Here is a 13,756-nt window from a genome sequence, read left to right on the forward strand (position 1 = left end):
GCTACTTCCGTAGGATCACCCATATTGCGTGGATGATCCCCGGCACATAGCCGCAAAGCGTCAGCAATATGTTGAGCCAGAAATGCAGGCCGATCCCGACCTGCAGGAATACGCCAAGGGGCGGCAGGATGATCGCAAGAAGAATGCGGACAACGTCCATCGTAGCTCCTTAGTTTGAAGACATGTAAGCGTTTGAACGCGAACCGTGCCCTATGGTTCGCGACCAGGGAGGAATAGATGACAGAATCTAGGATCGCGCCAGATCTGGTCGCGACAGAAAACGACAAGCGGGCAACCGCGTTGAAAGCCGATTACGAGGCGCTGGGCGCGATGCTTGAGCGCCGTGGCGTTGATATCGAAGCAGTTACCCGTAAGGTCGCCGAGTTCTTCGTCGCCGTTCCCTCCTGGGGTGTCGGCACCGGCGGCACCCGCTTTGCCCGTTTCCCCGGCACCGGCGAGCCGCGCGGAATCTTCGACAAACTCGACGATTGCGCCGTCATCAATCAGCTGACGCAGGCGACACCAAACGTCTCGCTGCATATTCCCTGGGACAAGGCGGATGCCAAGGAGTTGAGGGCAAAGGGCGACGCGCTCGGTCTCGGCTTCGATGCGATGAATTCGAACACCTTTTCCGATGCCCCGGGGCAGGCCCATTCCTACAAATACGGCTCGCTCAGCCACACCGACGCGGCGACCCGGGCGCAGGCGGTCGAGCACAATCTCGAATGCATCGAGATCGGCAAGGCGATCGGCTCGAAGGCGCTGACCGTCTGGATCGGCGATGGCTCGAACTTCCCCGGCCAGAGCAACTTCACGAGGGCATTCGAGCGTTACCTCGCCTCGATGGCCGATATCTACAAGGCGCTGCCCGACGATTGGAAGCTGTTCACTGAACACAAGATGTACGAGCCGGCCTTCTATTCGACGATCGTGCAGGATTGGGGCACCAACTACCTGATCGCCCAGACGCTCGGTCCGAAGGCCCATTGCCTCGTCGATCTCGGCCACCATGCGCCGAACACCAATATCGAGATGATCGTCGCTCGCCTGATCCAGTTCGGCAAGCTCGGCGGCTTCCATTTTAACGATTCGAAATATGGCGATGACGATCTCGACGCCGGCGCGATCGATCCTTACCGGCTGTTCCTGGTCTTCAACGAGCTGGTCGATGCCGAGCAGCGCGGGGTCAACGACTTCAATCCGGCTCACATGATCGACCAGTCGCACAATGTCACCGACCCGATCGAAAGCCTGATCAACAGCGCCAACGAAATCCGCCGCGCCTATGCGCAGGCGCTGATCGTCGACCGCAAGGCGCTCGACGGCTACCAGCAGGACAATGACGCGCTGATGGCGTCGGAAACGCTGAAGCGGGCTTATCGCGCCGATGTCGAGCCGATCCTCGCCGAAGCCCGGCGCAGGGCCGGCGGCGCGATCGATCCGGTCGCCGCCTATCGCGCCAGCGGCTACCGCAGACAAGTGGCGGCCGAGCGCCCGGTCTCCGTTGCCGGCGGCGGCGGTATCATTTGAATTTCGAAACTGAAATAAATGGATGGCCGGCAGCGCGGGTGCGCTGCCGGCCATTGCCGTTTACGGCTTCCAGGCGCCGGCGATCTGGCGGGTGGCGATGTTCAGCCGGTTCCAGACATTGATATTGGCGATGGCGATGACGAGGGCCGCAAGGCTCCTGCCGTCATAATGCCGGGTCGCCTCGTCCCAGATATCGTCCGGCACCGGGTCGGCGCGGTCGCTGGTGCGGGTCACGGCCTCGGTTAGCGCGAGGGCTGCCCGTTCGGCATCGCTGAAATAAGGCGTGTCGCGCCAGGCGCTGACGGCGAAGAGCCTTTCATCGGTCTCGCCGAGCTTCTTGGCGATGCGCGGATGCCCGTCGATGCAGACGCTGCAGCCGTTGATCTGGCTGGCGCGCAGATTGACGAGTTCGAGCAGCTTCGGTGAAAGGCCGGCCTCCGCCGGCACTTTGCCGAGCGCCGTCAGCGCCTGCATGGCCGCGGGAAGGGCGAGGGCGGGATTTCCCATTCTCTCCTGCATGATATGTCTCCTTGATGCGTTTGCGGGTCGACGATCCGCCGGCACTGTCACATCGGCCGGTTTCCATTCGTCATAGGTTTGACGGAACGCAGCGAAGGAATGTGACGGATGAACGAAAAAATATGGCTGGCTGATGAATTTGAGGCGAACCGGGCACATTTGCGCGCCGCCGCCTATCGCATGCTCGGCTCCCGCAGTGAGGCGGAGGACGCCGTTCAGGAGGCCTGGCTGCGGTTGAGCCGGGCCGATACGAGCGATGTCGGAAATCTCGGCGGTTGGCTGACGACGGTCGTGGCGCGTATCTGCCTCGACATCCTGCGGGCGCGCAAAAGCCGGCGCGAGGAGCCGCTGGATATGCCCGCTCATGCCGGGCTGGCCGATCCTGAGAAGGATCCGGAACGCGAGGCAGCCTTCGCCGATTCCGTCGGCCTGGCACTGCTCGTCGTGCTGCAGACGCTGGCGCCCGCCGAACGTGTCGCTTTCGTGCTGCACGACATGTTCGATCTGCCGTTCGATGAGATTGCGCCGATCATCGGCCGCTCATCCGCTGCCGCCCGACAGCTCGCAAGCCGCGCGCGCCGAAGGGTGCAGGGCGTGGACGAGGCGCCGGAGGTCGATTTTGCCCGCAAGCGGACGATCGCCGAGGCCTTTCTTGCCGCTTCCCGCAACAGCGATCTGGAGGCGTTGCTTGCTGTGCTCGCGCCCGACGTCGTCTTCCGGCCCGATGCGACGGCGGCCCGATATGGCATTGGCGAAATGCGCGGCGCGGCCGACGTGGCCCAGGCCTTCAAGGGCCGGGCACAGGCGGCGCAGATCGCCGTCGTGGACGGCGAAGTTGGATTTGTCGTTGATATTGGCGGTCAGATTCGCGTCGCGGTGACGCTGGCGATCGGCGATGACAGGATTGTTGCGATCGACGCGGTTGCCGATCCGGATCATCTGCAACGGATCAACTATTCGATCCTTCGGGACTGAAAGCGCGCTGATGTTGGAACCAGACCGGCTCGCTTCGGGGCGCCTCTGCGTTTGCGCCGTGGCGAGTCGGGTCATTTTCTGTGACAGATTCCTTGACAGCCATGAGCTTGGCCTTATTCTATTATACGGCCTCATATGTCATAATTACGGAATTGCTCAGGTGTGATTGTATGAGCCGCCATCTCTAGTTTCCCTCACTCTCCATAGCGACTTGGACGGATGGGCAGGGAGCGATTCCCAGACTTCGGAAGGAATACATATATGTCCGGCGACCAGATGAAGAAGCCGCTTCTCCTTACCAATGTCAAACCGGTCGCTTTCGGTGGGGGTACAGGCGAGAGGGTGATCGACATCCTCGTTGATGGCGAGGGCAGGATCGCTGAGATCGGGTCGTCGCTCGCGGTTTCCCAGGATGTGACGCGCATCGATGGCAAGGGTGCCTTCATCTCGCCAGGCTGGATCGACCTGCATGTGCATATCTGGCATGGCGGCACCGACATTTCGATCCGCCCCTCTGAATGCGGTCTCGAGCGCGGCGTGACGACGCTTGTCGATGCCGGGTCGGCCGGCGAGGCGAATTTCCACGGTTTCCGTGAATATATCATCGAGCCCTCGCGCGAGCGCATCAAGGCGTTTCTGAACCTCGGCTCGATTGGTCTTGTCGCCTGCAACCGCGTCGCTGAACTGAGGGACATCAGAGATATCGATCTCGACCGCATCCTCGAAGTCTATGCCGAAAACAGCGAGCATATCGTCGGCATTAAGGTGCGCGCCAGCCACGTCATCACCGGTTCCTGGGGTGTGACCCCGGTCAAACTCGGCAAGAAGATCGCCAAGATCCTCAAAGTGCCGATGATGGTGCATGTCGGCGAGCCGCCGGCGCTTTATGATGAAGTGCTCGAAATCCTCGGCCCCGGCGACGTCGTCACCCACTGCTTCAACGGCAAGGCCGGGTCGAGCATTATGGAGGACGAGGATCTCTTCAATCTCGCCGGGCGCTGCGCTTCGGAGGGCATCCGCCTCGACATCGGCCATGGCGGCGCCTCCTTCTCTTTCAAGGTGGCGGAAGCAGCGATCGCCCGCGGCCTGCTGCCCTTCTCGATCTCGACCGACCTGCACGGCCATTCGATGAATTTTCCGGTCTGGGACCTGGCGACGACGATGTCGAAGCTGCTCAGCGTCGGCATGCCCTTCGACAAGGTGGTTGACGCCGTCACCCATGCGCCGGCATCGGTCATCAAGCTGTCGATGGAGAACCTGCTTTCGGTCGGCGCGCAGGCGGAATTCACGATTTTCGACCTCGTCGATTCCGGCCTCGAGGCGACGGATTCCAACGGCGATGTCTCGGTCCTCAACAAGCTGTTCGAGCCGCGCTACGCGGTGATCGGCGCCGAGGCATTCGCTGCCAGCCGCTACGTGCCGCGAGCGCGCAAGCTCGTGCGCCATAGCCACGGTTATTCCTACCGGTAGGATATAGGGCGCCGGATTTATCGGAAATCCGTCCGATAGGCGTGAGGTGTTTGGTGGTTCAGGGATCATTCAAACTGGAACGGCTCCGCGGGTGCCCATCGCTGGCCAGATACAGCGAAATCATCACTGGTAAGTCCCGACCGCCGACCGAGCTCCGCCAACGCATCCCCCATGCGAATGCGCTGCTTGGGATTAACGACATTTTCCAGGATGTCACGAATTTCCGCCTCGGTGCTGCGACCGTTCATCGCCGCGCGCAGACGCAATGCTCGATGTACTTCAACGGGCACATTTCGAACGGTCAGAACGGCCATGTCCAAACTCCCCGCAGACGCTGTCGATGACAGCAATTTAGAATCCTATCTCCGGTTTAAACCCTCAGCGATTGCGCCAGCCCATCAGCTTTTCGATCCGCTCCGCCGAATTGCGCACATGCGCGGTATAGTGGTTCTCGTCGGAAAAAGCCTTCTGCTCCGGCAGCACGATGGAAATGGTGGCGACGCAGTGGCCGTCGCGGTCGCAGATCGGCGAGGCGATGCAGGCGACCGCATAATCGGATTCCCCCGCCTGGATCGACAGGCGGGCCTCGAAGGCCTTGGCGGCGGCTTCCGATAGCGTGCCCGGATCGATCTCGGCGCGGCCGGTCGGCGACGAGCGGGCACAGCGCTTGAAAAGCTCGATGCGCTCTTCCTCGGGCAGGTGGCCGACGAGCAGGCGGCCGGATGCTGTCCAGTTTAGCGGCACCCGGGTGCCGACGCGCGAGGCCACCTGGAAGTGGCTCGGGCCGTCGGCCATGGCAAGCACCAGCATATAATCGCCGTCGCGGCCGCAGACCTGAACGGTTTCGCCGGCCTGGCGGCAGAGATCGTGCATTTCGTGCGTGGCGATGCTCATGAAATCCAGCGACCGGGCATAGGCGAGCCCGTAGTGATAAAGGCGGGCGCCGAGCCAGATAGAGCCGTCCGCCTGGCGTGTCAGCATGTTCTTCTCGACGAGATCGTCGACGATGACATAGACGGTCGAAAGCGGTGCCTTCACCGCCTTGGCAATGGCATAGACGCCGGCGGGCGATCCCGTCTCATAGAGATGATCGATCACTTGGAGCGCGCGGTCGATGCCGCTGACGCGCGCGCGCCGCGCGCCCTTGCCGGCGGCTTCGTCGGCATGGCCTTCATCTTCGGAGTAAACTGGGGGTGATGTCTTTCCGTCCAATTCCATGCACCTCATTAAGACAGCGATCGTGTTACATTACTATGGGATAGTCGTCGCTGTGGCAAATCGCAACATTTTATAGGTTGATCCTGTAGACGGGTGCGCCAGCGATGGAAGTCCTGGGGAAACTCAAGGATTATACTTCGGCCACCACCATCCCCGTATCCACTGATCTGTCAGTTGCAATTTCGGTGTCTCGTCAGGTATTACGTGTACTGCCCCGCCATTGCAACCACAATTGGGTGTCTGTCGAGGAGGATTCTGCATTCGGGCGGGACGGCACTCGAAATCGGACACCGTCCCGGCGACGAGAACCGAGGTCTCGACGGAGAACATTAGTGGCGATCTGTGTCGCGCATACGAATGAAGGTTGGGGTATCGACCGGCTCAGCAGCGGGCGTCATCGAGGCGGCCAGTGCTTCAGCCGTTCGACATCAATCGGTTTTGCGATGTCTTCATAGCACGAGTTGCGCTACCGGCTTGCCGACCCGCAATCTGGAAAGTCTCGCCGGCTTCGACGCGATCGAGCAATTCGCGGAGGACGGGACATCGGATTGCTCCAGATTGATACGCGCCCTAATGCGTTCTCGAAATATGTGGTCATTACAACCCGAAAACCATGCCGTCGTAATCCCCCTTGGAACAACAAGCCGCAGCCTGAGTTTGACCCCGAACCCAGGAGGTCATGATGACGAATTATCCGACACCGCCTTTCCCGTCCCAGAAACAGCCAATGCCGGGTTTTACCGCACAGATGGATCCCGTTCCCGACCATGGCGAGAAAAGCTATCGCGGTTCCGAACGGTTGAAGGGCAAGCGGGCGATCATCACCGGCGGCGATAGCGGCATCGGCCGGGCGGTGGCGATCGCCTATGCCAGGGAGGGCGCCGACTTGGTGATTTCCTATCTGGACGAGGATGAGGATGCCGACGAGACGAAGCGGCTCGTCGAACAGGCCGGACGCAAGGCCGTGCTCGTCAGCGGCGATATCCAGGATCCGGCTCATTGCCGGCAGATCGTCGACACGGCGGTCAAGGAGCTCGGCGGTATCGACATTCTCGTCAACAATGCCGCGCATCAGGCAAGCTTCAAGAGCATCGACGAGATCAGCGACGAGGAGTGGGAACTGACCTTCAAAGTCAACATCCACGCGATGTTCTACCTGACCAAGGCGGCCGTCCCCCATATGAAGCCCGGCAGCGCCATCATCAATACGGCCTCGATCAACTCCGACAGTCCGAATCCGACACTGCTCGCCTATGCGACGACCAAGGGGGCGATCCAGAATTTCACCGCCGGCCTCGCCCAGCTTCTGGCCGAGAAAGGCATTCGCGCCAACGCCGTGGCGCCGGGGCCGATCTGGACGCCGCTCATTCCCTCAACGCTTCCTGAGGAAAGCGTCAGCAATTTCGGCAAGCAGGTGCCGATGAAACGGCCGGGCCAGCCGGCCGAGCTTGCAACAGCCTACGTGATGCTGGCCGATCCTTTGTCGAGCTATGTCTCCGGCACGACAATCGCGGTCACCGGCGGCAAGCCGATCCTGTGATGCAGGTCGGACGGAATTGGCGGTTCCGGGTCAAAGACCTGCATGAAACGAGGAGCTGAAGCGTGTCGATCAGGTCTGATGCGACGCGCTTCAGTGCGGCCTGCCGAAGCCGCCGCCGGTCGGCGTCGTGACGATCACGGCGTCCCCGGCGGCGAGCATCGACTGGTCGCAGCCTTCCAGCCTTTCGACGGTGCCGTCCGCGCGACGGATCTCGGTTTTCCCCAGCTGTCCGTCTTCCCCGCCGAACAGGCCGAACGGCCGGATCGTTCGATGCGAGGAGAGAATGCTGCAATCCATCATTTCCAAAAACCGAATGGTGCGCTCGGTGCCGCCACCGGCGCTATACTGTCCCTTGCCGCCGGAACCGCGGCGGATGTGGAAATCTTCGAGTACGACAGGAAAACGGAATTCCAGCACCTCGGGGTCGGTCAGCCGCGAATTGGTCATATGCGTGTGGACGCCGTCGGCGCCGTCGAAACCAGTGCCGTCGTTGAGCCGGCCGGCCGGGCCGCCGGCGCAGATCGTCTCGTAATATTGATAGACGGCATTGCCGAAGGTCAGGTTGTTCATCGAGCCCTGAGCTGCCGCCAGCGTTCCGAGCGCGCCGAACAGGGCATTCGTCACATGCTGGCTGGTCTCGACATTGCCGGCGACGACGGCGGCCGGATAGACCGGACGAAGCATCGAACCCTCCGGCACGATGATCCGGATCGGCCGCAGGCAGCCGGCATTCATCGGGATCGGCTGCTCGACCATGACGCGGAATACATAGAGCACGGCGGCGCGCGTCACCGGTTCCGGCGCATTGAAATTGGTCGGCTGCTGCGCGCTCGTGCCGGTGAAATCGACGGTTGCCTCACGCGCCTGCCTGTCGACGGTGATGTTCACCTTGATGACGGCGCCCTGATCGGTGGGATAGGTGAATTCGCTGTCGCTCAAGCGGGCGATCACCCGGCGAACGCTCTCCTCGGCATTGTCCTGGACATGGCCCATATAGGCTTCGACGACGTCGAGCCCGAAATGAGCGACCATTTTGCGCAATTCCCAAACGCCCTTTTCATTGGCGGCGATCTGCGCCTTCACGTCGGCGAGGTTCTGGGCGCGGTTGCGGGCGGGATAAGGATGATCCTTCAGCATCGCCGCGAATTCGGCTTCGCGAAAACGACCTTCTTCGACCAGCAGGAAATTGTCGATCAGCACGCCTTCCTCGTCGACCTTGGTTGCCCGCGGCGTCATCGAGCCCGGCGCCTTGCCGCCGATATCGGCGTGATGGCCGCGCGAGGCGACGTAAAACAGGATGGTTTTTCCCGCGTCGTCGAAAACCGGTGTGACGACGGTGATATCAGGCAGGTGCGTGCCGCCATTATAGGGAGCGTTGAGCGCGAAGACGTCGCCCGGGCGGATGTGGCCCTCGTTGAGGCGGATGATCGTTTCGACCGACCGGTCCATGGAGCCGAGATGGACCGGCATGTGCGGCGCATTGGCGACAAGCGCGCCGGTGCGGTGGAAGACGGCGCAGGAGAAATCGAGCCGTTCCTTGATGTTGACCGAATGGGCGGTGTTCTGCAGCGTCACACCCATCTGCTCGGCGATCGCCATGAAGAGGTTGTTGAAGACCTCGAGCATGACGGGGTCGGCATTCGTGCCGATGGCGGCATTGCGTGCCAGCGCGATTTCGCGGGTGAGGACGATATGGTCGTGGCCGGTGAGCCTTGCCTGCCAGCCGGGTTCGACGACGATCGTCTGATGCGGTTCGATGACGAGCGCGGGGCCCTTGATGATGGCGCCAGGCTTCAGTGCACCGCGTTCGAAGATACCGGCCTCATGCCATGCACCGCCGGAAAAGATGCGGGTCGTGCGCAGCGCTCGCGGTACGAAGGCTTCCGCCCGTGTCACCGTTTCCTCGATGTTGGCGCCGCCCCCAATGCCCTCGACTTCGATGGAGTCGACGACAACAGGACGGTCTTCGAAGATAAAGCCGAACTGCTTCTTGTGGGCGATGGCGAAGGCTTGCACCATCTCTTCCTGTGGCCCGAAGGCGACCGGCAGGGCGGTGTCGGTGCCCTTGTATTGCAGGTGCAGGCGGGTGACGATCTCCATATCGGCAGCCTCGACGCCCTGCAGCGCCAACTCCTCGCGGACATCTTTCTCCAGTTCAGCCCTGATGCCGCCAATCGTCGCCAGCGCCTCGGCAATCTCCGTCAGCACTGCGCGCTGGCGCGTGGCGCGGATGTCGGCAAGCCCCATGCCATAGGCCGAGAGGATGCCGGAAAACGGATGGATCAACACGGTTTTCATGCCGAGGCTGTCGGCGACGAGACAGGCATGCTGGCCGCCGGCGCCGCCGAAGCAGGTGAGCGCATAGCCGGAAACGTCATAGCCGCGCTGGACGGAGATCTTCTTGATGGCATTGGCCATGTTCTCGACGGCGATGGCGAGGAAGCCGTCGGCGACGTCTTCCGCCGTGCGCCCACCGCCGATCGTCTCTGCCATCTCGGCAAAGGCGGCGCGCACCGCCTCGGCATCGAGCGGCTGGTCCTGCTCCGGCCCGAAGATCTCAGGGAAGAATTCCGGCAGCAGCTTGCCGGTCATGATGTTGGCGTCGGTGACGGCAAGCGGGCCGCCGCGGCGATAGGATTTCGGGCCGGGCGTGGCGCCGGCCGATTCCGGGCCGACGCGGAAGCGCGAGCCGTCATAGCTCAGGATCGAGCCGCCGCCGGCGGCGACGGTGTGGATCTTCATCATCGGCGCGCGCATCCGCACGCCGGCCACTTCAGTCTCGAAGGCGCGTTCCAATTCACCGTCGTAATGCGAAACGTCGGTCGAGGTGCCGCCCATATCGAAGCCGATCATCCTGTTGAAACCGGCAATGCGTGAGACCTCGACCGCACCTATGACCCCGCCTGCAGGGCCTGAGAGGATCGCGTCCTTGCCCTGGAAGAGATGCGCGTCGGTCAGCCCGCCGGAGGACTGCATGAACATCAACTTCGGGCCTTGTCCCTCGACAGCGCCGAGCTCGGCTGCGACCTGATCGACATAGCGCCTCAGAACCGGAGACAGATAGGCATCGACGACGGCGGTATCACCGCGGCCGACGAGCTTGATCAGCGGTGAAACCACATGCGAGGGGGAGATCTGGGTGAAGCCGATCGCGCGCGCGATGGCGGCGGCCCGCTGCTCGTGCTCGGGGTAGCGATAGGCGTGCATGAAGACGATGGCGACGACGCGCAGCCCTTGGGAATAGGCAGCTACCAGCGCTTGCCGCAAATTTTCCTCGTCGAGCGGGCATTCCACGGTGCCGTCGGCCAGCACGCGCTCGTCGGCCTCGATGACATTGGCATAGAGCAGTTCCGGCTTGACGATCTTCTTGGCGAAGATATCGGCGCGCGCCTGGTAGCCGATCTCCAGCGCGTCGCGAAAACCCTTGGTCGTCACCAGGAGGGTCGGGTCGCCCTTGCGCTCCAACAGCGCATTGGTGGCGACCGTCGTTCCCATCTTCACCGCGCCGATGAGCTCGGAAGGGACCGGATCATCGGCTTTGAGGCCGAGCAACTCGCGAATGCCGTGCACCGCCGGGTCGCGATAGGCTTCCGGATTTTCCGAGAGCAGCTTGTGGGCAATGAGTGAGCCGTCAGGGCGCCGGGCGACGATATCGGTGAACGTGCCGCCGCGATCGATCCAGAAATCCCACTGTCCACCCATCGTCCGGCCTCCTGTTGAACTGAAAATTTATTGACGATTTATCGATAAAATGTCAACGTTCTCTTCTTGGATCGCGGAGGTGTTGATAATGGCGGAAGGGCATGGACGACAGGAGATCGGGCCGATCGTCTCCTCGGCACATCTGGCCGATGGCGCGCTTCCTGTACTCTCGGAGCTGGAATTCGGCCTGATCCTCGCGAGCAATGCCTTCGACCGCTGGATGGTGCGCTGCATGACAGCGGCGGGCGAACCGGGCTGTGCCGCAATCGACGTTCTGGTGCTGCACTCGGTGGCCCACCGACAGCGACCGAAGCGGCTCAGCGACCTCTGCAGCGTGCTCGGCGTCGAGGATACGCATCTGGTGATTTATGCGATCAAGAAACTGGAAAAGCGCGGTCTCGTGAAAAGCACGCGGGCGGGCAAGGAGAAGTTGATCGCCGCCACCGACAAGGGGCTTGAAACCTGCCTGAGATATCGGGCGGTGCGGGAAGCGCTGCTGGTGGATTCTGTCAAGGGGTTCGGGCTCGATCCGGCAGCGACATCGGCAGTGGCGGCGACGCTCAGGGCGCTTTCCGGCCACTACGACCAAGCAGCAAGGGCCGCCGCCTCTTTATGACGACAGCCCTTGTCCGGGGCAGGGAGAGATCCCCCGGTATTCAGAAAGTTGTTTCAGCCGAAGCAGGGCATCGCCGGCAGGTTGGCGCGGCTTGCGAGTGCTCCGATCATTTTGCCGACCGGCGTCGGGCGCGGTTCGCGTTTGCCGGCAGCCGTCTCCAGGAGTTGCTTGAAATCTTCAAGCTTCACGCCGTCGGCGCGCAATACCATGGCGATCAGGGGGTCGCGAAGGGCTTCGGATATGGTCAGGTCGTCTCTGGTCTTTCTCATGGCTTGTCCTCCTTTCGTGGGCGGTTGCCCGTGTTCCACTGTGCAGCCGCCAAGCCCTCGGCATTGACTTTGGCCGCCTGTGGTGTTACCGGTAAGTAACAATGCAGTTGTTACCGATCGGTCACATTGATGTCAAGGACTTCGTCCGCAAAAAAATCAGAAACTTCGAGTGAAATCTCCGCCGCCGTTCCAGAAGATCGCATCCCTCCGCGGGAGCGCATCGTCTCGACCGCCTCGGAGCTTTTCCGCGAACACGGCATTCGCGGCATCGGCGTCGATGCCATCGCCGATGCGGCATCGACCAACAAGATGACGCTTTACCGGCATTTTGGCTCGAAGGACGAGCTCGTCTGCGAGACGCTGCGCCGCGCGTCCGAAAAGGCGGATGCCATCTGGCGGGATCTGGAGGCGGCCCATCCCGGCGATCCCAGCGCCCAGCTGGACGTCTGGGTCGAGATGCGGGCGCAGTGTCTGAACGGCGAGCCCGCCGGCTGCGATCTCGCCAATGCCGCCATCGAACTCAAGGGCGAGGGCCATCCCGCCCACGAGATGATCGAGCGGCACAAGGCTGAACAGCGCGATCGCCTGGCTGCGCTCTGTTCGGCAGCCGGTGCGCGCGAACCTCAACTTCTTGCCGATACGCTGACGCTGCTGCTCGAAGGCGCGCGAGTCAGCCGCCAGGCGATGGGTGCCGCCAGCTGTTGCGGTCATTTCGCCAAGGCCTGCAGGGCGGCGATCGCCTCTTTCACCTGACCTCCGGGGAACCTTACCGCCTCCATGCCGTTTTTCCATCACCGGAAGGCGATGTGGAGGCAGAGATGAACTACGTCTATCTCAAGCGCCTATATACCAGACGCGCCGAGCTCGAAGCCAAGCTGGAGCTTCACGATGCGCGCTATTGTTTCGGCGAGGAAGAGGTCGATGACGGCACTGACAGCGATCTGCGTCAGCGATTGAGCGAGGTCTCCGACGAGATCGCCGCCCTGGAGAACAGAGCGGCTACTCCCTGGCGCTGAGGATTTCTATCGTCCGCTCGTCGAATTGTCCCTGATAGAAACGCTCGATCGCCCGGTGGAAAGGCGAGCCGTGATCGCTGATCGCGGCAAACAGCGTCATCGATGAGCGCAGCTTGAAGTCATCGGGCGAGCCGAGGATGTCATGCGCCGATCGGCCGTCGACCGATAAAATCGCCTCGACGCAGCGCAGCAGCCGGCTTGAAAGAATGGGGTGGGCGAGATAGGCAGCGGCTTCCTCGGCCGAACGGATCGCATATTTCTCCGCCATCGCCGACGTGCCGAGACCTGATATCTGCGGGAAGATGAACCACATCCAGTGGGACGTCTTGCGCCCGGCTTTGAGCTCGGAGAGCGCCTGTTGGTAGATGCCGTTCTGGGCTTCGACGAAGCGGTCGAGGTTAAAGTCGATTTCACCGGCCATGGTTCTTTTCCCTTTTCCTGCTGTCTTGCAGCCTGGGCCAAGGGGTTCCATGCCCGGCGAAGCTTTCAGCCCGGCGAAGTAGCTGGGCTGTCAGCAGACCCTTTCAGCGTAGGGGCTGCTGTCGCGGCAATGGCCGTAAGGCGGATGATGCGGCGTGTTATCGCCGGCTGGGGCGGCAATCGCCGATGTCGTCATCGGATCGGTATTGCCGGAAGAATATGCGGCAAAACCCGCAAAGCTCAAGACAAGCAATGCGCCGACAACGACAACGCGCTCAAAACCCGACAGTTTCTGGGCACTGACATGTTCCGCATAATCGCGCTCGCCGGCGCCGGCCGTTTCGTCCTCTTTCACGTGGACGGTCACCATATCTTGGTGACGGCTTAAAGTTTCACAATCTGTCATCTAATTACTCCTGCAACACATGCAGAGTCGCGTCCCGAGAGTAAACTCACACCCCCGCGCCGCATCCTACTCCAA

The 13,756-nt window shown here is 61.9% G+C and carries 15 protein-coding genes; 7 read left to right on the forward strand and 8 right to left on the reverse strand.

Features of this window, described 5'->3' with window-relative positions:
- Position 1: 1 nt before the first annotated feature.
- A complete protein-coding gene (locus tag EFR00_RS07675) occupies positions 2-160 on the reverse strand; it encodes a YqaE/Pmp3 family membrane protein (protein WP_003547831.1) in 159 nt (52 codons plus the stop codon).
- Positions 161-237: 77 nt separating this feature from the next.
- Between EFR00_RS07675 and rhaI the strand changes: the two genes are divergently transcribed.
- Positions 238-1,530 carry an L-rhamnose catabolism isomerase gene (gene rhaI / locus EFR00_RS07680; RefSeq protein ID WP_077989667.1) on the forward strand — a complete coding sequence of 431 codons (1,293 nt, stop codon included), beginning with the start codon at positions 238-240 and terminating at the stop codon, positions 1,528-1,530.
- Between the two features lie 60 nt (positions 1,531-1,590).
- On the opposite strand, the gene EFR00_RS07685 is transcribed toward rhaI, so the two are convergent.
- Positions 1,591-2,049 (reverse strand): carboxymuconolactone decarboxylase family protein, encoded by a 459-nt coding sequence (locus EFR00_RS07685; protein WP_077989666.1) that lies wholly within the window; start codon positions 2,047-2,049, stop codon positions 1,591-1,593.
- Between the two features lie 108 nt (positions 2,050-2,157).
- Here EFR00_RS07685 and EFR00_RS07690 point away from each other — a divergent pair, with 108 nt between their 5' ends.
- Together EFR00_RS07690 and EFR00_RS07695 are read left to right on the forward strand one after the other, a co-directional pair.
- Entirely contained in the window at positions 2,158-3,024 is an 867-nt protein-coding gene (locus EFR00_RS07690; protein WP_077989665.1) for a sigma-70 family RNA polymerase sigma factor, read from the forward strand.
- Positions 3,025-3,285: 261 nt separating this feature from the next.
- Positions 3,286-4,494 carry an amidohydrolase/deacetylase family metallohydrolase gene (locus EFR00_RS07695; protein ID WP_077989664.1) on the forward strand — a complete coding sequence of 403 codons (1,209 nt, stop codon included), beginning with the start codon at positions 3,286-3,288 and terminating at the stop codon, positions 4,492-4,494.
- Positions 4,495-4,559: 65 nt separating this feature from the next.
- On the opposite strand, the gene EFR00_RS07700 is transcribed toward EFR00_RS07695, so the two are convergent.
- Both EFR00_RS07700 and EFR00_RS07705 read right to left on the reverse strand, forming a co-directional pair.
- Entirely contained in the window at positions 4,560-4,808 is a 249-nt protein-coding gene (locus EFR00_RS07700) for a FitA-like ribbon-helix-helix domain-containing protein (RefSeq protein WP_077989663.1), read from the reverse strand.
- A gap of 64 nt (positions 4,809-4,872) precedes the next feature.
- The gene (locus tag EFR00_RS07705) at positions 4,873-5,712 is read right to left on the reverse strand and encodes an IclR family transcriptional regulator (protein WP_040111482.1); all 840 of its coding nucleotides are present in this window, start codon (positions 5,710-5,712) and stop codon (positions 4,873-4,875) included.
- Positions 5,713-6,394: 682 nt separating this feature from the next.
- Here EFR00_RS07705 and EFR00_RS07715 point away from each other — a divergent pair.
- The gene (locus EFR00_RS07715; RefSeq protein WP_077989662.1) at positions 6,395-7,252 is read left to right on the forward strand and encodes an SDR family oxidoreductase; all 858 of its coding nucleotides are present in this window, start codon (positions 6,395-6,397) and stop codon (positions 7,250-7,252) included.
- 90 nt (positions 7,253-7,342) lie between these two features.
- Here EFR00_RS07715 and EFR00_RS07720 read toward each other — a convergent pair whose 3' ends face one another.
- Entirely contained in the window at positions 7,343-10,954 is a 3,612-nt protein-coding gene (locus EFR00_RS07720; protein ID WP_077989661.1) for a hydantoinase B/oxoprolinase family protein, read from the reverse strand.
- 88 nt (positions 10,955-11,042) lie between these two features.
- Here EFR00_RS07720 and EFR00_RS07725 point away from each other — a divergent pair, with 88 nt between their 5' ends.
- A complete protein-coding gene (locus EFR00_RS07725; RefSeq protein ID WP_077989660.1) occupies positions 11,043-11,570 on the forward strand; it encodes a winged helix DNA-binding protein in 528 nt (175 codons plus the stop codon).
- Positions 11,571-11,623: 53 nt separating this feature from the next.
- Here the strand turns inward: EFR00_RS07725 and EFR00_RS07730 are convergent, their stop codons facing one another.
- On the reverse strand, positions 11,624-11,839 hold the full coding sequence (locus EFR00_RS07730) for a hypothetical protein (protein WP_009994565.1): 216 nt from the start codon (positions 11,837-11,839) through the stop codon (positions 11,624-11,626).
- A 129-nt stretch (positions 11,840-11,968) separates the two neighbouring features.
- On the opposite strand from EFR00_RS07730, the gene EFR00_RS07735 reads away from it, so the two are divergent.
- Together EFR00_RS07735 and EFR00_RS07740 are read left to right on the forward strand one after the other, a co-directional pair.
- A complete protein-coding gene (locus EFR00_RS07735; protein ID WP_009994566.1) occupies positions 11,969-12,592 on the forward strand; it encodes a TetR/AcrR family transcriptional regulator in 624 nt (207 codons plus the stop codon).
- Positions 12,593-12,657: 65 nt separating this feature from the next.
- Positions 12,658-12,855, forward strand: coding sequence for a hypothetical protein (locus tag EFR00_RS07740; RefSeq protein ID WP_077989659.1), 198 nt, complete (start codon positions 12,658-12,660; stop codon positions 12,853-12,855).
- Here the strand turns inward: EFR00_RS07740 and EFR00_RS07745 are convergent.
- Both EFR00_RS07745 and EFR00_RS07750 read right to left on the reverse strand, forming a co-directional pair.
- Entirely contained in the window at positions 12,839-13,276 is a 438-nt protein-coding gene (locus tag EFR00_RS07745) for a DUF1810 domain-containing protein (protein ID WP_077989658.1), read from the reverse strand. The two genes, EFR00_RS07740 and EFR00_RS07745, sit on opposite strands and share 17 nt — an antisense overlap.
- A gap of 90 nt (positions 13,277-13,366) precedes the next feature.
- A complete protein-coding gene (locus EFR00_RS07750; protein ID WP_170961481.1) occupies positions 13,367-13,645 on the reverse strand; it encodes a hypothetical protein in 279 nt (92 codons plus the stop codon).
- Positions 13,646-13,756: the final 111 nt, after the last annotated feature.

The organism is Rhizobium sophoriradicis (genome assembly GCF_003939025.1).
GTDB lineage: Bacteria > Pseudomonadota > Alphaproteobacteria > Rhizobiales > Rhizobiaceae > Rhizobium > Rhizobium sophoriradicis.

Coding starts and splice junctions, on each gene's coding strand:
- EFR00_RS07675 (WP_003547831.1), bottom strand. CDS start 160: ATGGACGTTGTCCGCATTCTTCTTGCGATCATCCTGCCGCCCCTTGGC.
- rhaI (WP_077989667.1), top strand. CDS start 238: ATGACAGAATCTAGGATCGCGCCAGATCTGGTCGCGACAGAAAACGAC.
- EFR00_RS07685 (WP_077989666.1), bottom strand. CDS start 2,049: ATGCAGGAGAGAATGGGAAATCCCGCCCTCGCCCTTCCCGCGGCCATG.
- EFR00_RS07690 (WP_077989665.1), top strand. CDS start 2,158: ATGAACGAAAAAATATGGCTGGCTGATGAATTTGAGGCGAACCGGGCA.
- EFR00_RS07695 (WP_077989664.1), top strand. CDS start 3,286: ATGTCCGGCGACCAGATGAAGAAGCCGCTTCTCCTTACCAATGTCAAA.
- EFR00_RS07700 (WP_077989663.1), bottom strand. CDS start 4,808: ATGGCCGTTCTGACCGTTCGAAATGTGCCCGTTGAAGTACATCGAGCA.
- EFR00_RS07705 (WP_040111482.1), bottom strand. CDS start 5,712: ATGGAATTGGACGGAAAGACATCACCCCCAGTTTACTCCGAAGATGAA.
- EFR00_RS07715 (WP_077989662.1), top strand. CDS start 6,395: ATGACGAATTATCCGACACCGCCTTTCCCGTCCCAGAAACAGCCAATG.
- EFR00_RS07720 (WP_077989661.1), bottom strand. CDS start 10,954: ATGGGTGGACAGTGGGATTTCTGGATCGATCGCGGCGGCACGTTCACC.
- EFR00_RS07725 (WP_077989660.1), top strand. CDS start 11,043: ATGGCGGAAGGGCATGGACGACAGGAGATCGGGCCGATCGTCTCCTCG.
- EFR00_RS07730 (WP_009994565.1), bottom strand. CDS start 11,839: ATGAGAAAGACCAGAGACGACCTGACCATATCCGAAGCCCTTCGCGAC.
- EFR00_RS07735 (WP_009994566.1), top strand. CDS start 11,969: ATGTCAAGGACTTCGTCCGCAAAAAAATCAGAAACTTCGAGTGAAATC.
- EFR00_RS07740 (WP_077989659.1), top strand. CDS start 12,658: ATGAACTACGTCTATCTCAAGCGCCTATATACCAGACGCGCCGAGCTC.
- EFR00_RS07745 (WP_077989658.1), bottom strand. CDS start 13,276: ATGGCCGGTGAAATCGACTTTAACCTCGACCGCTTCGTCGAAGCCCAG.
- EFR00_RS07750 (WP_170961481.1), bottom strand. CDS start 13,645: ATGGTGACCGTCCACGTGAAAGAGGACGAAACGGCCGGCGCCGGCGAG.